The following is a 19599-nucleotide window of genomic DNA, read 5'->3' as shown; positions in this document are numbered from 1 at the left end:
GACCACCGGGCACTCGACCACCGGACGCCGCGGCTCTCCAGTCACCTGTCTGGTCAGGCCGCCTCCACGAGCCGCTGCGGCACCAGCAGGTCGGCTTCGGTGGCCGCCCGCACCTGCTCCACGCTGACGCCGGGGGCGAGTTCGGCCAGGCGCAGGCCGCCCGGGGCCACGTCGATGACGGCGAGGTCGGTGACGATGCGGTCGACCACCCCCCGCCCCGTCGCGGGCAGCGTCAGCTCCTTCACGATCTTCGGCGAGCCGTCCTTGGCGACGTGCTCCATCACCACGATCAGCCGGCGCGCGCCGTGCACCAGGTCCATGGCGCCGCCCATGCCCTTGACCATCCTGCCGGGGATCATCCAGTTGGCGAGGTCGCCGTGCGCCGAGACCTGCATGGCACCGAGGACGCTGACGTCGATCCGCCCGGAGCGCACCATGCCGAAGGACTGGGCCGAGTCGAAGTACGCGGCGCCGGGCGCCACGGTGACCGTCTCCTTGCCCGCGTTGATCAGGTCGGGGTGCTCCTCGCCGGCGACCGGGTAGGGGCCGGTGCCGAGGATGCCGTTCTCGGAGTGCAGCACCACGTGCACGCCCTCGGGCAGGTGGTCGGGGATGAGCGTGGGCAGGCCGATGCCGAGGTTCACGTACTCGCCGTCGCGCAGTTCGCGGGCGGCCCGGGCGGCGAGCCGGTCGCGGTCCAGGGGCACGGTCACTTCTCCTCCTGCGGGGTGCTGACGGTCCGGCGCTCGATGCGCTTGTCCTGCGGGTCCGCGGCCACGACCCGGTCCACGTACACCCCGGGCAGATGGACCGCGTCGGGCGGCAACTCACCGGGTTCCACGATGCGTTCGGCCTCGACCAGGGTGGTCCGCGCGGCGGCCGCGCACAGCGGGTTGAAGTTGCGGGCGGCGGCGTGGAAGGCGCAGTTGCCGTGCCGGTCGGCGACGGCGGCCCGCACCAGGGCGAAGTCGGCGGTGATCGCCTCCTCCATCAGGTGCCGGACGCCGCCGAACTCCCGTACCTCCTTGGGCGGTGAGGCCAGCGCGACGGAGCCGTCCGCGGCGTACCGCCACGGCAGCCCGCCCTCCTCCACCTGGGTGCCCGCGCCCGCCGGGGTGTAGAAGGCCGGGATGCCGGCGCCGCCGGCCCGCAGCCGCTCGGCGAGGGTGCCCTGCGGGGTGAGTTCGACCTCCAGCTCGCCGGACAGGTACCGGCGTGCGAACTCCTTGTTCTCGCCGACGTACGAGGAGGTCATGCGGCTGATCCGGCCGAGGCCGAGCAGCAGTCCCAGCCCCCAGTCGTCGACGCCGCAGTTGTTGGACACCACCCGCAGGTCCCCGCAACCGGCGCCCACCAGTGCGGCGATGAGCGTCGAGGGGATGCCGCAGAGCCCGAAGCCGCCGACGGCGAGCGTCGCGCCGTCCGGGATGTCCGCCACCGCGTGGCCGGCCGAGGCCACCACCTTGTCCATGCGTCCGCCTTCCCCGTGGGGATCGAAGTGAGGGTGTGCCGTCGAAGCGAGGGTGTGCCGAAGCGAGGGTGCGTTGTCGAAATGAGGGTGCGAGAGCCGGACCGCACGTGGCGCGCCTGGTCCGGGGCCGCGGGCCCGTCTGTGGCGACGGTGCCCGGTCCTGCCACCTTTTCCGAGCCCGCACCGCGCCCGCCATGGTCCCCGCCGACACCGCTCGCGGGCACAGTGCGTGTGCCGCCCACATGTCCGGTTCGCCGGGGCGCTTCTACGGTTCACCCAACCATCCACCTCCCCGGGAGCCGTCCGCCATGCGTCGCATCCGTACGTCCACCACGCCGGGGCCTTCGGGCCCGTCCAGGAGCAGATCCCTCACCGCACTCGCGCTGCTGGCGGCCGGAGTCATGCTGGCCGGCTGCAGCAAGGCCGGCCAGGCCGGCAGTTCGTCCTCCGACGACGGCGGCGGCAGCACCGCCTCCGCACCGGTCAAGGTGGGCCTGGTCTACTCGCGCAGCGGCCCGCTGGCCGCCTACGGCAAGCAGTACCTCCAGGGCTTCGACGCCGGGCTGGCGTACGCCACGCACAACACCGGCAAGGTGGCGGGGCACAAGGTGGAGGTCACCGAGCAGGACGACGCGGGCGACCCGGCGAAGGCCGTGGCCGAGACCAAGTCGCTGATCGGCAAGGGCACCCGGATCATCGCCGGCACCACCGACTCGGGTGTGGCGCTGCAACTCGCGCCGCTGGCCGCGCAGAACAAGGTGCTGTACATCGCGGGCCCGGCCGCGACGGACGCGCTGACCGGAGTGAACGCGTACACGTTCCGCTCGGGCCGGCAGTCCTACCAGGACATCCTGACCGCGGGGTCGCTGCTCGGCGACTCCAAGGGCAGGAAGGTCGTCGTCCTCAGCCAGAACTCGGCGTTCGGGCAGGCGAACGTGGCCGCGGTCAAGCAGGTCCTGGGCGGTCAGGGCGCGCGGGTCGACTCGGTGCTCGCGCCGCCCAGCGCGGGCGACCTGACGCCGTTCGCGCAAGCCGTGAAGTCGAAGAAGCCGGACCTGGTGTTCGTCGCGTGGGCCGGCGCGAGCGCGCCGGCGCTGTGGACGGCGCTGGACCAGCAGGGCGTGGTGACGTCCACCAAGGTCGTCACGGGCCTGGCCGGGGTCGCCTCGTACCCGCTGTTCGGATCGGCGGGCTCCAAGGTGTCTTTCCTGGCGCACTACTTCCCCGGCGCGGCCGGCACCCCGGTGGAGAAGGCGATGCTGGACGGCATCACCGCGGCCGGCGGGACGCCCGACCTGTTCAGCCCGGACGGCTTCACCGCGGCGCAGATGATCGTGCACGCCATCGAGGCGGGCAGCGCGACCGACCCGACGGCCATGGCCAAGGCGCTGGAGGGCTGGTCGTTCCAGGGCCCGAAGGGCGACGAGCAGATCCGCGCCGCCGACCACGCGCTGCTGCAGCCGATGTTCACCGCGAAGCTCGCCGGCACCGGCGCGGCGGCCAAGCCCCAGCTGATCGGCCGGCTGCCGATGGCCTCGGTGACGCCGCCGCAGCAGCCGATGAAGGGCTGAGCGGTGACCCCGGTACTGCACCTGCACGACCTGGGCTGGTCGGTCGGCGGCGCGACCATCGTCGAGGACGTCTCCTTCGACGTGCATGAGGGCGAGTTCCTGGCCTTCATCGGTCCCAACGGCGCCGGCAAGACCTCCCTGTTCAACCTGATCAGCGGCCTCGTCCCGGCGGACCGGGGGTCCCTGGCGCTGGACGGCGCCGACATCACGGCCGAGGGCGTGGCGGCCAGGGCCCGCCGCGGCCTGGGCCGCACGTTCCAGACGTCCAGCCTGTGGCCGGCGATGACGGTCGCCGACCACGTGCGGCTGGCGGCGCAGGCCGCGGGCGGCGGCTCGTACCGGCTGTGGCGGCGGGCGTCGTCGTACTCCGGCCAGGTGGCCCGGGTGCTGGACCGCACCGGGCTCGCGCACCGGGCGGACGCCGTCGCCGGGTCCCTGTCGCACGGCGAGAAGCGCAAGCTCGAACTGGCCGTGCTGCTGGTCGGCGAGCCGCGGCTGATGCTGCTCGACGAGCCGATGGCGGGGGTGAGCGCCGAGGAGGTGCCGGCGCTCACCGCGCTGATCCGCTCGCTGCACCGCGACGAGGGCCGCACGGTGCTGATGGTCGAGCACCACATGGACGTGCTGCTGGGCCTGGCGGACCGGCTCGCGGTGATGCACCACGGCACGCTGCTGGCGCTGGACACCCCGCAGGCGGTCATGGCCGACGCGACGGTGCAGTCGGCGTACCTCGGGGAGGCGTTGTGAGCACGGCATCGCAGGCGGCCGGCGCAGGGGCCGAACCGCTGCTGGCGGTACGGGGGTTGCGGGTCGTGCTGGGCGGCCGGCACATCCTGCACGGCGTGGACCTGGACGTGGCGCCGGCCGGCGTCACCGCGCTGCTCGGCCGCAACGGCGCGGGCAAGACCACCACGGTCCGCGGGGTGCTCGGCCTGGTGCCGCGCACCGGAAGCGTCCGGTTCCGCAGCGAGGAGACCGCGGGCCTGGCCACCCACACGCTGGTGCGCCGCGGCATCGGCTACGCGCCGGAGGACCGCGGGGTGTTCGCCGGGCTGACCGTGGCGGAGAACCTGCGGCTGGCCGAGCGGCCGGGCGCGGGCGCGCCGGACTACCCCCTGGTGCACGAGCTGTTCCCCGAACTCAAGCAACGGGCCCGGCAGTTGGCGGGCACGCTGTCCGGCGGCCAGCAGCAGATGGTGGCCATCGGCCGCACCCTGCTGAACGGGAACCGGCTGATCATCGCCGACGAGCCGACCAAGGGCCTGGCCCCGCGGGTGGTCACCGAGGTCGCCCAGGTGCTGGAGCGCGCGGCGCAGGCCGTGCCGGTGCTGCTGGTCGAGCAGAACCTCGCCCTGGTGCGGCGGCTCGCGACGTCCTGCGTGGTGCTGGCCGACGGCCGGACGGCCCACCGCGGCCCGGCCGCCGAGCTGCTGGCCGACGCGGAGGCGACCCGCCTGCTGCTGGGTGTCGGCTCGGCGCGCGGCACCGCGAACGCCGGCGCGCCCGACGCAGGCGCGCCCGACGCAGGCGCAGAGGCAACGGCCGCGGCCACCGCCGCGCGCCGCCCCCGTCCCGACAGCCCGGAAGGACCGACCGTGCCACCGCGAACCGCGGACTCCCCCGCGCCCGAGGAGGCGGACGCCTGATGTCCACCGTCGTACTGCTCGCCGTCACCGGACTCGGCCTGGGCGCCCTGTACTTCCTGGTGGCCTCCGGCCTTTCGCTGATCTTCGGCCTGATGGACGTGCTCAACTTCGCGCACGGCGCGCTGCTGTCGATCGGCGCGTACGGCAGCTGGTGGGCGGCCTCCGGGCACGTGCCGGGGGCCGGCTTCTCGGGCGCGGGCTTCGTGCTGGCCGTCGCGTTCGGCACCGCGGTCGGCACGCTGGCCGCGGTGGTGCTCGAACTCGCCCTGATCAGGCCGCTGTACGAGCGGCCGAGGGAGCAGGTGCTGGCCACGGTCGGCGTGGGCCTGGCCGTGCCGGCGCTGCTGTCCGCGATCTGGGGCTCCGACGCGCGTCCCTTCCCCGGGCCGCACGCCCTGTCCGGCACGTTCGGGCTGCTGGGGGCGCGGATCCCGGTCAACCGGCTGGTGCTGGTGGGGGCCGCGCTGGTGGTGCTGGCCGCGCTGCGGCTGTTCCTCGGCCGGACCCGGCACGGCCTGGTCGTGCGGGCCGGGGTGGAGGACCGGGCGATGGTCACCGCGCTCGGCATCGACGTCCGCAGGGCGTTCACCCTGGTCTTCGCCATCGGCGGGGCGGCGGCCGCACTGGGCGGCGCGCTCGGCGGGCTCTACTACGGCTCGGTCGATCCGGGTCAGGGCACGTCGCTGCTCATCTTCGCGTTCGTGGTCGTGGTGATGGGCGGCATGGGCTCGGTCGCCGGGGCGGCCCTGGCCGCCGCGGGTGTCGGTCTCGTCCAGCAGTTCGCCAACTACTACGCCGCGTCCGGCCTCGGCGACCTCGCCGTGGTCGTGCTGCTCGCCGTTCTGCTGCTCCTGCGGCCGAGCGGACTCACCGGGAGGCTCGCATGACCACCGCCACTCCGGTCCGCGAGGCCGCCCGTGACGAGCCGGTGGCGCCGCCCGGCGCCCGCCGCTGGACGCGCTGGTGGCCGGGCGCGGTCCTGCTGGCCCTGATCGCGGTCCCGTACAGCGCACTGCCGCTGCCGGGGCTGCTCGACGGCCCGATCGGCTCCGCCGGCAGCCTGCAACTCCTGGCGCTCTGCCTGGTGTTCGGCGCCCTCGCCACCGGCTACGACCTGCTGCTCGGCCGGACCGGCCTGCTGTCGTTCGGGCACGCCCTGTACTTCGCCGCGGGCAGCTATCTGACCAACGCCTTCATGACCGAGGCGGGGCTGCCGTTCGTGCCCTCGGTCGTGCTGGGCCTGCTGTCGGGCACGGCGCTTGCCGCGCTGCTCGGGTCGGTGTCGCTGCGGGTGTCGGGCATCGCGTTCTCGATGGTCACCCTGGCCTTCGCGCAGGCGGGCTCGCTGCTGGTGGAGCGCGACCCGGGCGGGGTGACCGGCGGCGAGGAGGGCCGGGCGATCCCGGCGGACCGGTTGCCGTCGTCGCTGGCCGGCATCGGCAACACCGCCAACCTGTACTGGATCGCGCTGGCCTACCTGGTCGTGACCCTGGCCGTGGTGCACTGGGCGGTGCGCTCGCCCACCGGCCGGGTGTGGGAGGGCATCAAGGAGAACGAGCGGCGGGTGGAGGTGCTGGGCCTGCGCCCGTACGGCTTCAAGCTGACCGCGTTCGTGCTCGCGGGAGCGCTCGCGGCGGCCGGCGGTGTGGTGCACCTGCTTCTCACCGGCGGCGCGACCCCGCAGACCACCACCTCCGACTTCACCCTGTCGCTGCTGGTGATGGTGGTGCTCGGCGGTTCCGGCTCCCGCTGGGGCCCGTTGCTCGGCGGGGTGGTGTACACGTGGGCCGACCAGCGGCTCGGCGACCTCGCCGGCTCCGGGACGGTCGCCGGGCTGCCCTCGGTGCTGCGGGTGCCCCTGTCCCAGCCGTTGTTCCTGCTCGGCACCCTGTTCGTGGTCGTGGTCTACGTCCTGCCGGGCGGTGTGGCGCGGCTTCCGCAGCGACTGCGTGCGGCACGGGCGCGGAGCGCCGGGGCCGCGGCCTGAACCAGTGCCGGCTCGCTTGACGGGCGCGCGGCCCAAAGCCGCGCCTAGCCGGAGCCGGACAGCAGGTGCAGCCGGAGCGCGAGCTGGAGTTCCAGCGCGCGCTCCGGGTCGTTCCAGCCGGCCCCCAGCAGCGCCTGGATCCGGTCCAGGCGCTGCACGACCGTGTTGACGTGCAGGTGGAGTTCGTCCTTGGTCCGGGTCAGGGTGCCGCCGCAGGCGAAGTAGGCGCCGAGGGTGCGTACGAGTTCGGTGCCGCGCCGGGCGTCGTACTCCAGCAGCGGCCCGAGCGTCGCGGTGACGAACGACTCCACGTCGCGGTCGTTGCCCAGCAGCACACCGAGGAAGCCGAGTTCGGCGGCGCTGGCGCCGTCGCCGGTCCGGCCGAGCGACTGCAGCGCCCGCAGGCAGCGGAGCGCCTCCTCGTGCGCGTCGGCGATGGCCCGCGGCCCCGCGGCGGGACCGCCCGCGGCCACGGTGACGTCCGCGCCGACGAGCGGGGTCAGCTGGCCGACGGCGGTGCGGGCCGCGTCGCCGGGCCGGGTGCCGTCGTGCGGGAGCAGCAGCACGACCGTGCCGGACTGCTCGGCGCTGATGCCGTTGCTGCCGAACAGGTAGCGGCCCGCGGCTGCGGCCAGCTTGTCGTGGTGTCCCGCGGCGGTCTCGGCGACCAGCAGCAGGCAGGGGCGCCCGAGGTCGATGCCGAGCCGCCGGCCGCGGACCACGAGTCCGGCCGGGTCGCGGTCGGGCGCGGTCAGCAGGTCGGCGACCAGCTCGCCGCGGACCCGGTTCTCGGTCTCGGCGACGGAGCGGCTGAGCAGCAGCAGGAGCGCGGTGACCACGCCGGCGCGCTCGAACAGCCGCCGGTCGGAGTCGTCGAGCCGGCCGCGCCCGTACAGCACGAGGCTGCCCAGCAGTTCCTGCCCGGCGAGCACCGCGCAGGTCCAGCGGCTGTCGCGGAAGACCGCCCGGGCCGCGGCGTGCGAGTCGGCGGCGTGCCTGACCAGGGACGCGGGCTCGGGCACGGGGCCGTCGAAGTCCTCGCCGCGCCGTCCGACCGCGGCAAGGGTGCGGCCCTCGGGGTCGTGGATGGTGATCGGCCCGTCGAGCAGGCCGGCCACCGCGGCCGCCACCTCCGACAGGTCCCCGCCGCGCAGCACCAGGTCGGTGAGCCGGTCGTGGGCCTCCTCCGCGCGCTGCATGGCGGCGGCGTGCTCGCGGATCACCGCACCGGCCTCGGCGAGTTCGGTGATGGACTTGGCGGTGTCGATGGCGATGGCGGCGTGCGCGGCCAGCGAGCACAGCAGCGCCACCTCCTCCGGGGTGAAGGGGCGCGGCGTGCGGTCGGCGGCGAACAGCACGCCGATCACGTCGCCTTCTGCCGCCCCCGCGGCGCCGCCGCCGGACCGGGCGCCGTTGGCGGCCGGAGCCTGCCCGGCCTGGCCGTTGCGGGCGCCGCCGCGCCCGCCGAGCAGCAGCGGCACGCCGAGGATGCCGACCAGGCCCTCGTCGAGCACGCCCTCGTCGATCGAGCCGGTGTGCCGGAAGCGCTGGTCGGTGCGGTAGTCGGGGGTGGCGTAGGGCCGGGCGGTCTGGGCGACGAGCCCGCCGAGCCCGTCGCCGTAGCTCAGCCGCAGCGTCTGGAACAGCGGCGACACCGATCCGTCGGTGACCCGCATGTAGGTGTCGCCGGCCTCGTCGTCCCGCAGGGTCAGGTAGGCGGTGTCCGTGCCGAGCAGCATGCGCGCCCTGCGCACGATGGACTGCAGCACCGCGTCGAGGTCGCGCAGCGCGGCCAGGTCGCCCGCGGTGTCGAAGAGCGCGGCCAGTTCGGTCTCGCGGCGCCGGTGCTGGCGCAGCACGCGCCGCACCCGCAGTGCGGTCCCGACGGCCCGTTCGAGTTCGGCCAGGTCGGCCGGACCCGCGCCGGCGGCCCTGGCCTGCACCGCGACGGCCCCGTACTCCTCGGCGGGCGCGTCCTCGGCGATGAGTTCGAGCAGCCGGCGCAGGTAGGGGGCGATGGGGGCGGGGGGTTCTGACATCGGGGCCACCGTGGCGGGTAGGAACGGGCCGGTGAGGGGCCGCGGTTGCGGCCCCTCACCGGGGGTTGCGGGCGGTCGTCCCACGTCACGCGGGTGGGGCGGGGACTTCCGTGGACGCAGAGACTACCGAGGAGGACCCGGCCGCGTCGCCGGCCGCGTCGTCCGCGGGGTCGCGCAGGTCCGTCAGGTCGCGGCCCCTGGTCTCGCGGGCGAACAGCAGCGCCACGACGGTGACGATCGCCGCCAGCGAGACGTACACCGACACCGGGGTGGCGTCGCCGTACGACTTGAGCAGCGCCACCGCGATCAGCGGTGCGGGCGCGCCGGCCGCCACCGAGGCGAACTGGGCGCCGAACGAGGCGCCGGAGTAGCGCATCCGGGTCGCGAACAGCTCGGAGAAGAAGGCCGCCTGAGGCGCGTACATCGCGCTGTGGAAGACCAGGCCGACGGTGACGGCCAGCACCAGGGACGGGAAGTCCCGGGTGTCGAGCAGCGTGAAGAAGGCCCAGGCCCACGCGCCGGTGCCGACCGCGCCCACCAGGTACACCGGCTTGCGTCCGACCCGGTCGGAGAGCGCGCCGAACAGCGGGATGAGGCAGAACTGGATGCCCGAGCCGATCAGCACCGCGTTGAGCGCGGTCTGCTTGCCGAGGTCGAGGTGGTCGACGCAGTAGGCGAGGACGAAGGTGGTGATGACGTAGTAGGAGATGTTCTCCGCCATGCGCGCGCCCATCGCGACCAGGACGTCCCGCCAGTGGTCGCGCAGCACCGCCAGGCCCGGTATCCGGTCGACGGCGCCCTGCTGCTCGCGCTCCTCCGCCTTGCGCTGCTCGGCCTTCGCCAGCGCGTCCTTGAACAGCGGGGACTCGTCGACCGACAGCCGGATCCACAGGCCGATGCCGACCAGGACGGCGGAGAACAGGAACGGGATGCGCCAGCCCCAGGCGGTGAACGTCGCGTCGCTCTGCAGGGTGGTCATCAGGGACAGCACGCCGACCGCGATGAGGTTGCCCGCGGGGGCGCCGCCCTGGGGCCAGGAGGCCCAGAACCCGCGGCGCCGGACGTCGCCGTGTTCGGACACCAGCAGGACGGCGCCGCCCCATTCCCCGCCGAGGGCGAAGCCCTGGAACACGCGGAGGGTGGTGAGCAGGACCGGGGCGGCGACGCCGATGCTGGCGTAGCTGGGCACGCAGCCGATCAGGGTGGTCGCGCCGCCCATCATCAGCAGGCTGACCACCAGCAGTTTCTTGCGGCCGATCCGGTCGCCGAAGTGCCCGAACACCATGGCGCCGATGGGCCGCGCGGCGAACCCGATGGCGTAGGTGAGGAACGACAGCAGGGTGCCGGTCAGCGGGTCGGAGTCCGGGAAGAAGACCTTGCCGAAGACGAGCGCGGCGGCGGAGCCGTACAGGAAGTAGTCGTACCACTCGACCGTGGTGCCGATGAGGCTGGCGGCCACGACGCGGCGCAGGTCGGCGGGGCGGGTGCGGGCGGGGCCTGCGGCGCCGGGCGGTCCGGCGGGCTGCGGTCCGTTCACGCCGGTGTGAGGGGCCATGGTGTCACCGATCTCTGAGGGAGGGAGCGGGGGGACGGAAACAGGAAGCTCGGGGGGCGGGGCGGCTGAGGAGGGGAGCGGGGCGGCGGCTAGTGAGCGGTCCAGCCGCCGTCCACGGGGAGGGAGGCGCCGGTGATGTAACCGGTGTGCGGGGAGCACAGCCACAGGGCCGCGGCCGCGACCTCGGACGGCTCGATCAGCCGCTTGATCGCGGTCCGTTCGAGCATCACGCGCGCCACCACCTCGGTCTCGGGGATGCCGTGGGTGGCGGCCTGCCCGGCGATCTGGTCCTCGACCAGCGGCGTGCGGACGTATCCGGGGTTGATGCAGTTGCTGGTCACGCCGTGCGCGGCGCCTTCCAGCGCGACGGTCTTGCTGAGTCCTTCGAGCCCGTGCTTGGCCACGATGTAGGCCGCCTTGTACGGGCTGGCGCGCAGCCCGTGCACGGAGGAGATGTTGACCACCCGTCCCCAGCCCCGGGTGTACATGTGCGGCAGGGTGCGGCGCAGGATACGGAAGGGCGCCTCGACCATCACCCGCTGGATCAGCGCGAACCGCTCCGGCGGGAACTCGTGGACCGGGGCGACGTGCTGGAGCCCCGCGTTGTTGACGACGATGTCGGCGTCCGCCGGCAGCGCGTCCACCGCCTCCGGGTCGGACAGGTCGGTGACCAGGCAGGTCCCGCCGATCTCGGCGGCCACCTCCTTGGCGGCGTCGGCGGCCCGGTCGACCACGTACACGGTGGCGCCGGCCTGGGCGAAGGCCACCGCGCAGGCCCGCCCGATACCGCTGGCGGCCCCGGTGACCATCGCCGTGCGCCCGGCCAGGAAGCGCGCGCCGTCCGGTGCGTCCGCGGACGCACCGGCGGGACCTGGGCTCTGAGTGCTCTCCATGGCCGCCACGCTAGGAACGTTGCGGGAAGGCGCACACGTGGGCGGCGGCCATACTTCCCCGGGAAACCATGGCGGCGGACCCCATGTCGCGACGGCCGCCCACCGGACCACGCGGGCGCGGGCAGCGGCGCCGGGCGGCGGTCCCACCGCGCGCACCGTCCCGCAATGGCGCCGGCCGCCACTCGGCGGGCGGCGAGGTGGCGTTCCGTCACGTGTCCGGCGTCGCGGCCCGGTTCTACCGTCCTCGCCAGCCGGACGAACGGATCCCCCCATGGAGCCGACCATGCACCTGCCCGCCACTCCCCCGACGCCACCCGTGACACCCGTCCCCCCTGATGAAGCTCCCCCTCCCGACACCGCCACCACCACCGCCGCGCCCGCCCGCCGATCGCGGCGGCACCCCGCGCTGGCGGCGCTGCTCTCCGTGCTCGCGCTGCTCGCCGCGGGACTCGGCGTGGTCGCCTCCGCCGCCCCGGCGAGCGCTGCCGGGCTGACCCAGGTCACCTCCTTCGGGTCCAACCCGGGCAACCTGGCGATGTACGAGTACGCCCCGGCGAACCTGCCGGCCGGCGCGCCGCTGGTCGTCGCGCTGCACGGCTGCACGCAGAGCGCCGGCGACTACTTCACCCACTCCGGCTGGCAGAAGTACGCCGACCTGTGGGGCTTCGCGCTGGTCTTCCCGCAGACCAGCGCCACGAACAACTCCCTGTCCTGCTTCAGCTGGTTCGACTCCGCCAAGGACACCCGCGGCAAGGGCGAGGCCGCCTCGGTGGTCTCGATGGTCGATGCGGCCGCGTCCCAGTACGGTTCGGACACCCACCGGGTGTTCGTGACGGGCCTGTCGGCCGGTGGCGGGATGACCGCCGACCTGCTCGCCGACTACCCGGACGTGTTCGCGGGCGGCGCCGTCGACTCCGGGCTCCCCGCCCAGTGCGCCACCACGCAGACCGCCGCCTCGCAGTGCCAATACGGCAGCATGAACCTGACGCCCGCGCAGTGGGGCGACAAGGTCCGCTCCTCCGACGCCGGTTACTCGGGGCCGTGGCCGCGGGTCGCGATCTGGCAGGGCACCTCGGACACCACCGTGCAGCCGGTCAACGGCACCGAGTTGCGCGACCAGTGGACCAACGCCTGGGGCATCAGCCAGAGCGCGTCCAGCACCCAGTCGCTGCCGGGCAGCACCACACTCAGCATCTACAACGACCCCCAGGGCAACCCCGCGGTGGAGCTGTACCAGATCTCGGGGATGAGCCACGGCCTGGCGGTCGATCCGGGCTCCGGCACCGAGCAGTGCGGCAGCACCGGCAGCTACTACCTCGCCACGATCTGCTCCAGCTACTACACGGCGCGCTTCTGGGGCCTGGACGGCTCCGGCGGCGGTGGCGGCACCGGAACGCTGCCCGCGCCGACCGGTCTTGCGGTGACCGGGACCACGGGCACCAGCGCCTCGCTGAGCTGGACCGCGGTCGGCGGCGCCGCCTCGTACACGGTGTACCGCAACGGCACGGCCGCCGGTTCCGCGACCGGCACCACCTTCACCGACACCGGCCTGACGGCGGGCACTTCGTACACCTACACGGTCGCCGCCGTCGACTCCTCGGGGACGCCAGGGCCGGCCTCGGCCGCCGTGACGGCCACCACCACCGGTGGCGGTGGCGGCAGCGGGGGGTGCTTCACCGACAACAACTACAACCAGGTGGCCGCGGGCCGCGCCCACCAGAGCGGCGGCTACGCCTACGCCGACGGGTCCGACCAGAACATGGGCCTGTGGAACGTCTTCATCGTCCACACCCTGAAGCAGACCGGCTCGGACTCCTACGTGATCGCCGACGGTACCTGCTGAACCCGCCCGGCGGCGGCGCCCCGCACCCGCGGCCCCTGCACCGGCCGGGCCGTCAACGGGCGTCCGCCGCCGGGGAGTCCGGCCGCCGGGCCAGCACCAGGCGGCAGCGCGGGCTGCCGTCGGCCCGGCGGCCGAACTCCTCCAGCGGCACCGATCCCACGAGGAAGCCGGCCCGCCGCAGGTCGTCCCGCACCGCGGCGAGCGGGAAGGTCCGGTAGTACATCACGAACGGCGGCCGCCACAGCAGGTTGCGCACCCGCATGCCCGCGTCGAACCCGGCGAGCGCCCAGTGCCACGGCGAGGTGACCGGCGGCGGCGCGCCGACCGGGAAGGCGAACAGGCCGCCGGGACGCAGGCTCCGCAGCACGCCGGCGAACAGGCCGGGCCGCTCGGCCGGCAGGAAGTGCCCGAACGCGCCGAAGCTTAACGCGAGGTCGAAGGCCGCGGTGAACGGCATCGCCCGCACGTCCGCCTGCACCCAGCGCACGTCCGCGCCGCCCGAACCCCCCGGCGCCCGGCCCGCGTTGCGGGCGGCGGCCATCATCCCGGCGCTGAAGTCCACGCCGGTGACGGTCCGGCACAGCGGCTCCAGGACCCGCAGTCCGGCGCCGGTGCCGCAGCACACGTCGAGCCCGTCGCCGAACGGCCCGAGCGGGGCCAGCGCTTCGGCGACGGCGTCCAGCACGCGGTCCGGGGTACGGAACGGCGTCTGGTCGAACTTCGGTGCCAGCAGGTCGTATCCGTGCTCGACGGACGACAGCGCCTGCACGGCGAGTTCACGGAGCGAGGGGCCCTGGGGGGAGAACACCGGCTCAGGATAGGCGGACCGGCCCGGTCAGCTGCCGTACCGCCGCTCGCGGGCCGAGTAACTGCGCAGCGCGCGCAGGAAGTCGATCTCGCGGAACGCCGGCCAGTAGGCGTCGCAGAAGTACAGCTCGGAGTAGGCGCTCTGCCACAGCAGGAAGTTGGACATGCGCTGCTCGCCGCTGGTGCGGATGACCAGGTCGGGGTCGGGGCGGCCGGCGGTGTACAGGTGCCGGGCGATGTCGTCGACGTCCAGCGAGGCCGCGAGGTCGGCGAGGGTCTCCCCCGCCTCGGCGCGCTCGGTCATCAGCTCGCGCAGCGCGTCGATCACCTCCTGCCGGCCGCCGTAGCCGATGGCCAGGGTGACGTGGCATCCGGTGGCGCAGTCCCGGGTGGCGTCGACCGCGCCCTTGAGGGCGTGCGCGGTGGAGTCCGGCAGCACGTCCAGGGTGCCGGCGATGTGCACCTGCCACTGCGCGTCGGGCCGCGCCAGCTTGTCGGTGACGACCTGTTCGATCAGCTGCATCAGGAAGGTGACCTCGTTGTCCCCGCGGCGCTGCAGGTTCTCCGTGGAGCAGACGAAGACGGTCACGTGCTGGATGCCCAGCGACTCGCACCAGGAGAGGACCTCGTCGACGTGCTCGGCACCGTACTTGTGCCCGAGGCTGGGGTTGGCCATCTTCATCTGCCGTGCCCAGCGCCGGTTTCCGTCCATGATCAGGCCGACGTGCCGGGGCAGCCCTCCCCCCTGGACCTGCCGTCGCAGGCGGCGGGCGTACAGGGAGTACAGGGGGTCGGAGATCCGCATGCCAGGCTCCTTTCGCCTGGTCCGAGCTTACGGTTCCCCGGCCCGGAAAAGGCGGTACCCGGCCTGCCGCCGATGCGGGGAAAGGGATTGAGGCGGCAGGCCGGGTAGCCACAGGCGTGGGAGCGCTCCCACACCTGAAAGTTAGCGTGCGCGGGAACGGGTGTAAACCTCGGGGGAAATCGCCGGGGCGCTCGGTGTCGATCCGGCGGCCCCCCGTTCGTGTAGAAGGTGGGACACCGGCGACCGGCCGGTGGCCGAACCGAGGAGCACACCATGAAGCAGTACCTGCTGAGCGTGGTCACCCCCACCGGCGCCGAGCCGCCCTCCCCCGAGGCGCTCAAGGAGATCATGACGGACGTCGCCGCGTTCCACGACGAGCTGAAGGCCGCGGGCGCCTGGGTCTTCGCGGGTGGCCTGCACGCGCCGGACACGGCGACGGTGGTGCGGGTGGACGGCGGCGAGACGGTCATGACGGACGGCCCCTTCATCGAGGGCAAGGAGTACCTGGGCGGCATCTGCATCGTGAAGGCGCCGGACCTGGACGCCGCCCTGGAGTGGGGCCGCAAGGCCGCCACCGCCATCCCGCTGCCGATCGAGGTCCGGCCCTTCGTGGACGAGGAGTCCGGCAGCTGAGCGGCATGCGAACGCACGAGCCGGGCCGGGAGGTCGAGGAGGTCTTCCGGGCGGAGTACGGGCGCGCGGTGTCGGTGCTGGTCGGTGTGTTCGGGGACATCGACCTCGCCGAGGAGGCGGTCCAGGACGCGTTCGCGGTGGCCCTGGAGCGCTGGCCGGCGGCCGGCCCGCCCCCCAGCCCGGCCGGCTGGATCATCACCACCGCGCGCAACCGCGCGATCGACCGGCTGCGCCGCGAGGCCGGCCGGGACGAGCGGCAGGCCAGGGCCGCCGCACTGATGGCCGCCCGGGCCGCGGACGGCGCGGACCGGGACGACGCGGAGGGTGAGGGCGCCGTGCAGGACGACCGGCTGCGACTGATCTTCACCTGCTGCCACCCGGCGCTGTCCACCAGTGCCCGGGTGGCCCTGACCCTGCGACTGCTGGGCGGGCTGACCACCGCCGAGATCGCCCGCGCGTTCCTGGTGCCGGAACCGACCATGGCCCAGCGGCTGGTGCGGGCCAAGGGCAAGATCCGCAAGGCCGGGATCCCGTACCGCGTGCCGCGCGAGGCGGACCTGCCCGACCGGCTGCGGGCGGTCCTGGCGGTGGTGTACCTGGTCTTCAACGAGGGGTACGCGGCCAGTTCGGGCGACCGGCTGGTCCGCGAACCGCTGTGCGCGGAGGCGATCCGGCTGGGCCGGCTGCTCGTGGCGCTGATGCCGGACGAGCCGGAGGCGCTGGGCCTGCTGGCGCTGATGCTGCTCGCGGACGCGCGGCGGCCCGCCCGAGTCGCCCCGGACGGCGGCCTGGTGCTGCTCGCGGACCAGGACCGCAGCCGCTGGGACGCGGCCGAGGTCGCCGAGGGACAGGACCTGGTGCGGCGCTGCCTGCGCCGGGGCCGGCCCGGCCCGTACCAGATCCAGGCCGCGATCAACGCGGTGCACAGCGACGCCCCGTCGGCCGCCGCGACCGACTGGCGGCAGGTCGTCGCGCTGTACGACCAGCTGGCCGCGATCGACCCCGGCCCGGTCGTGGCACTGCACCGCGCGGTGGCGGTCGCGGAGGTCGAGGGCCCGGCCGCGGGCCTGGAACTGGTCGACGCGCTGGCCGGGGAGCCGGCCGGCTACTACCTGCTGCACGCGGTGCGGGCCGACCTGCTGCGCCGCCTGGGCCGGGACGCGGAGGCCGCCGACGCCTACGAGGCGGCACTGGCCCGCACCGGCAACGCCGCCGAGCAGGACTTCCTGCGCGCCAGGCGCCGCGAGTCGGCCGCGCGGGCACGCGAGGACCTCGGCTAGGGGGACGTCGACGAGGACGCCGGCGGTGTGCCCACCAGGGGCGCGGGGTCCCCCAGAGCGACTGGGAGGTGCCCCCAGCGCGAGCACGGCACCGGCCGGGGTCCGGGACGGACCGAGCTGCCCTTCGGGGCAGGTGGCGGAGTGCGGCGCCGCACTGGCTGGGCACGCAGTTCCCCGCGCCCCTCCGGGGCACGTCCCTTCCCTGCAGGGGGCCGTTACCGTCGCACGGACCGCAGGCGGGACCACCGGCGGGAACACGTGCGGGATCGGGTAGCCGCCACAGAACTCCTCGACGCGCGCTCGACAACGGTTCGAGCCGCACCCCGGCACGGCCGCCGCCGCGGGCCCGGCGCCGGCCCCGCAGCCGTGCCCGGCCCCCGGCGTGAGCAGCGGCCGCCGGTCCGCCGGCGCGCGACCCCGATTTGTTCCCGCTCCCGATGTGCTCTTTCCCGCACCCTCCGCAACCGGAAGGAAACGGAATTGGCATTCCAGATGGGCTAGCCTGGATCACCTACCGGAATCACAGTTCCGCTTCTGGCTTTGCTGGGAAGGAGTTCCATGGCGTCCGAGACACGGCGCACGCACCACCAGGTCACCTTCGTGGTCCTGGCGGCCAGCGTCACCGCGTACGCGCTGTTGCAGTCCCTGGTCACCCCGGTGCTTCCGACCATCCAGGCCGATCTGCACACCACTCAGAACACCGTCACGTGGGTGCTGACCGCCTATCTGCTGTCCGCTTCGATATTCACCCCGATCATGGGCCGGATCGGCGACATGGTCGGCAAGGAACGCGTCTTCGTCGCGACCCTCGGCGCGCTGGCGGCGGGTTCGCTGCTGGCCGCGCTCGCCACGAACGTGCAGGTCATGATCATCGCGCGGGTGATCCAGGGCATCGGCGGCGGCGTGCTGCCGCTGGCCTTCGGCATCGTGCGCGACGAGTTCCCGCGGGAGAAGCTCAACGGCGCCATCGGTGCGATCGCCTCGCTGAGCGCGGTGGGCGCGGGGCTGGGCATCGTCCTCGCCGGCCCGATCGTGAACGCCCTCGACTACCACTGGCTGTTCTGGCTGCCGATGATCGTCACCGTGGCGGCGGCCGTCGCCGCGGCCGTGTTCATCCCCCGCTCGCCGGTGCGCACGCCCGGCCGGATCAGCTGGGCACCCGCGGTGCTGCTGTCCGCGTGGCTGGTGGCACTGCTGGTCGCCCTGAGCCAGGCCCCGGTCTGGGGCTGGGGGTCCGGCAAGGTCATCGGGCTGTTCACCGCTGCTGCGGTGCTGGCCGTCGGCTGGGTGGAGGTCGAGCGCAGGTCGGCGATGCCGCTGATCGACATGACGATGATGCGCCGCCCCGCGGTGTGGACCAACAACCTGGTGGCGCTGCTGTTCGGCGTCGGGATGTACGCGGTCTTCGCGTTCCTCCCGGAGTTCGTGCAGTCGCCCAAGTCCACCGGCTACGGCTTCGGCGCGAGCATCACCCAGTCCGGGCTGATCCTGCTGCCGATGAGCATCGCCATGTTCCTGGTGGGCATGGTCTCCAGCCGCTTCGCTGCGCGCGTCGGCGGCAAGGTCGTGGTGCTGCTGGGCGCCCTCGTCGGCACGGTCTCGATGGCGCTGCTGGCCTTCGCGCACAGCCAGACCTGGGAGCTGTACCTGGCCACCGCGATCATGGGCGCCGGCTTCGGCCTGGCGTTCGCCGCGATGTCCAGCCTCATCGTGAGCGCGGTGCCGGCCGAGCAGACCGGCGTGGCCAGCGGCATGAACGCCAACATCCGGACGATCGGCGGCTCGATCGGTGCCGCGCTGATGGCCAGCGTGGTCACCGCGAGCCCGGCGGCCGACGGCCTGCCCCGCGAGGCGGGCTACACCCACGGCTTCGCGATGCTCGGCGGGGCGCTGCTGGTCGCCGCGCTCGCCGCCGTACTCATCCCGGTGACCCGGCACACCAGCCGGATCGCGGTCTCCGGCGAGCCGGAGCACGCGGCGGCGCCGCAGGCCGAGGCCGCCGGCACGGCTGCGGTCGCGGCCGTGCGCGGTACGGTCGGGGGCGACAGCGCCGAATGACGGCGTGCGGGAGTGCGGGCCGGGGACCCGCACCCCCGCACGGGAGCAAGCACGGACGAGCGGAGTGACCATGGCAGCCGCCGACTCGCAGACCCGGCCGCTGCGCCGGGACGCGGTACGCAACCACCAACTGGTGATGGCGGCCGCCCGGGAGGTGCTGGCCGAGTTCGGCACCGACGCGAGCATGGAGCTGATCGCCTCCCGGGCCGGGGTCGGCGTCGGCACGGTCTACCGCCGGTTCCCCAACAAGCAGGCGCTGGTGGACGAGATCGCCGGCGAGATGCTGCGCGAGCTGGTCGTCGAGGCGCGCAACGCCCTCGAACTGCCCGACGGCGCCGGGCTGGACACGTTCATGCGGGTCGTCGGCCGCTCGCTGAGCGCGCACCGCGGCTACGCCGACAAGCTCGTCGGCCACTCCAAGGCCGCGTGCGTGGAGCAGCTGCGGGATCTGATCACGGATCTGCTGGTACGCGCCCAGGAGGCGGGCCGGGTCGCGCCGGGGGTCGAGCTCGGCGACGTGATGGCGCTGTTCTGGGGCCTGCGCGGGGTCGTGGAGACCAGCGGCGAGGTGGTCCCCGACGCGTGGCAGCGCTACCTCGACATCCACCTGGCCGGCCTGCGCTCCCCCGGCACGCCGGCCTCCGGTCCTGCCGTCTCCCGGGCGCAGCTGGAGCAGATCAACGGGACGCATTCCGATCCCGAGGACGGCGCCGCCCGCGCCGTCGCGGCGAAGTAGGCCCGCCGTCCCGCGCCGTTGCGCGGGCCGGCGGCCGGTCGGCACGCCGCGGACCCCGCCCACGGGCGGGGTCCGCGCGGCATGCGGGGTCAGCCCTGGCGGGCCTTGGAGCGCGGGTCCTTGCGGTTGATCACGTAGACCTTCCCGCGGCGCCGCACGATCTGGGCTCCCGGACGGTTCTTCAGGGAGCGGAGCGAGTTGCGTACCTTCATCGGGTTGCCTTTCTCGTCGTAGCGGCCGGTATCTGCCGGTGCACGCCCCGTACGAGCGTTCCA

Annotated in this window: 17 protein-coding genes and 1 pseudogene; 10 read left to right on the top strand and 8 right to left on the bottom strand. The window is 74.0% G+C overall.

The window, feature by feature from the left end:
• Window positions 1-53: 53 nt before the first annotated feature.
• Window positions 54-707, bottom strand: a complete 654-nt coding sequence (locus ACH4TG_RS24465; RefSeq protein ID WP_398244756.1) for a 3-oxoacid CoA-transferase subunit B — start codon at window positions 705-707, stop codon at window positions 54-56.
• A gap of 2 nt (window positions 708-709) precedes the next feature.
• On the bottom strand, window positions 710-1471 hold the full coding sequence (locus ACH4TG_RS24460; protein WP_398244604.1) for a CoA transferase subunit A: 762 nt from the start codon (window positions 1469-1471) through the stop codon (window positions 710-712).
• 308 nt (window positions 1472-1779) lie between these two features.
• On the opposite strand from ACH4TG_RS24460, the gene ACH4TG_RS24455 reads away from it, so the two are divergent.
• From ACH4TG_RS24455 to ACH4TG_RS24435, 5 genes and pseudogenes are all read left to right on the top strand, one after another.
• A complete protein-coding gene (locus ACH4TG_RS24455; protein ID WP_398244603.1) occupies window positions 1780-3042 on the top strand; it encodes a substrate-binding domain-containing protein in 1263 nt (420 codons plus the stop codon).
• A gap of 3 nt (window positions 3043-3045) precedes the next feature.
• Window positions 3046-3789, top strand: coding sequence for an ABC transporter ATP-binding protein (locus tag ACH4TG_RS24450; protein ID WP_398244602.1), 744 nt, complete (start codon window positions 3046-3048; stop codon window positions 3787-3789).
• Window positions 3786-4514 (top strand): annotated as a pseudogene (locus tag ACH4TG_RS24445) (ABC transporter ATP-binding protein); the annotation flags it as partial. The gene ACH4TG_RS24450 and the pseudogene ACH4TG_RS24445, both read left to right, overlap by 4 nt.
• Before the next feature lie 173 nt (window positions 4515-4687).
• Complete coding sequence (locus tag ACH4TG_RS24440) at window positions 4688-5575, top strand: branched-chain amino acid ABC transporter permease (protein WP_398244601.1); 888 nt, start codon at window positions 4688-4690, stop codon at window positions 5573-5575.
• Window positions 5572-6675 (top strand): branched-chain amino acid ABC transporter permease, encoded by a 1104-nt coding sequence (locus ACH4TG_RS24435; protein ID WP_398244600.1) that lies wholly within the window; start codon window positions 5572-5574, stop codon window positions 6673-6675. Before ACH4TG_RS24440 ends, ACH4TG_RS24435 begins: the two co-directional genes overlap by 4 nt.
• 44 nt (window positions 6676-6719) lie before the next feature.
• Here ACH4TG_RS24435 and ACH4TG_RS24430 read toward each other — a convergent pair whose 3' ends face one another.
• The 3 genes from ACH4TG_RS24430 to ACH4TG_RS24420 form a co-directional block, all read right to left on the bottom strand.
• Window positions 6720-8714, bottom strand: coding sequence for a helix-turn-helix domain-containing protein (locus tag ACH4TG_RS24430; protein WP_398244599.1), 1995 nt, complete (start codon window positions 8712-8714; stop codon window positions 6720-6722).
• A gap of 85 nt (window positions 8715-8799) precedes the next feature.
• On the bottom strand, window positions 8800-10269 hold the full coding sequence (locus tag ACH4TG_RS24425) for an MFS transporter (RefSeq protein ID WP_398244598.1): 1470 nt from the start codon (window positions 10267-10269) through the stop codon (window positions 8800-8802).
• A gap of 89 nt (window positions 10270-10358) precedes the next feature.
• Window positions 10359-11162, bottom strand: a complete 804-nt coding sequence (locus tag ACH4TG_RS24420; RefSeq protein ID WP_398244597.1) for a 3-hydroxybutyrate dehydrogenase — start codon at window positions 11160-11162, stop codon at window positions 10359-10361.
• 271 nt (window positions 11163-11433) lie between these two features.
• Here ACH4TG_RS24420 and ACH4TG_RS24415 point away from each other — a divergent pair, with 271 nt between their 5' ends.
• Window positions 11434-13005, top strand: coding sequence for a PHB depolymerase family esterase (locus tag ACH4TG_RS24415; protein WP_398244596.1), 1572 nt, complete (start codon window positions 11434-11436; stop codon window positions 13003-13005).
• 52 nt (window positions 13006-13057) lie between these two features.
• On the opposite strand, the gene ACH4TG_RS24410 is transcribed toward ACH4TG_RS24415, so the two are convergent.
• Window positions 13058-13813 carry a class I SAM-dependent DNA methyltransferase gene (locus ACH4TG_RS24410; protein WP_398244595.1) on the bottom strand — a complete coding sequence of 252 codons (756 nt, stop codon included), beginning with the start codon at window positions 13811-13813 and terminating at the stop codon, window positions 13058-13060.
• Window positions 13814-13840: 27 nt separating this feature from the next.
• Window positions 13841-14617, bottom strand: coding sequence for a polyprenyl diphosphate synthase (uppS, locus tag ACH4TG_RS24405; protein ID WP_398244594.1), 777 nt, complete (start codon window positions 14615-14617; stop codon window positions 13841-13843).
• 273 nt (window positions 14618-14890) lie between these two features.
• Between uppS and ACH4TG_RS24400 the strand changes: the two genes are divergently transcribed.
• From ACH4TG_RS24400 to ACH4TG_RS24385, 4 genes are all read left to right on the top strand, one after another.
• Window positions 14891-15250: a YciI family protein gene (locus ACH4TG_RS24400; RefSeq protein WP_398244593.1), complete on the top strand. Its 360-nt coding sequence runs from the start codon at window positions 14891-14893 to the stop codon at window positions 15248-15250.
• Window positions 15251-15255: 5 nt separating this feature from the next.
• Window positions 15256-16530, top strand: a complete 1275-nt coding sequence (locus ACH4TG_RS24395) for an RNA polymerase sigma factor (RefSeq protein ID WP_398244592.1) — start codon at window positions 15256-15258, stop codon at window positions 16528-16530.
• A 558-nt stretch (window positions 16531-17088) separates the two neighbouring features.
• Window positions 17089-18588, top strand: a complete 1500-nt coding sequence (locus ACH4TG_RS24390) for an MFS transporter (protein WP_398244591.1) — start codon at window positions 17089-17091, stop codon at window positions 18586-18588.
• A gap of 70 nt (window positions 18589-18658) precedes the next feature.
• The gene (locus tag ACH4TG_RS24385; RefSeq protein ID WP_398244590.1) at window positions 18659-19324 is read left to right on the top strand and encodes a TetR/AcrR family transcriptional regulator; all 666 of its coding nucleotides are present in this window, start codon (window positions 18659-18661) and stop codon (window positions 19322-19324) included.
• Between the two features lie 89 nt (window positions 19325-19413).
• Here the strand turns inward: ACH4TG_RS24385 and ykgO are convergent, their stop codons facing one another.
• The gene (ykgO, locus tag ACH4TG_RS24380) at window positions 19414-19536 is read right to left on the bottom strand and encodes a type B 50S ribosomal protein L36 (protein WP_033172643.1); all 123 of its coding nucleotides are present in this window, start codon (window positions 19534-19536) and stop codon (window positions 19414-19416) included.
• Window positions 19537-19599 lie beyond the last annotated feature (63 nt).

The organism is Streptomyces sp. NPDC020917 (assembly GCF_044333795.1).
In the GTDB taxonomy this organism is placed as follows: Bacteria; Actinomycetota; Actinomycetes; order Streptomycetales; family Streptomycetaceae; genus Actinacidiphila.
Note: the sequence above shows the minus strand (reverse complement) of the source record. Positions and strands in the feature narration are given on the sequence as shown.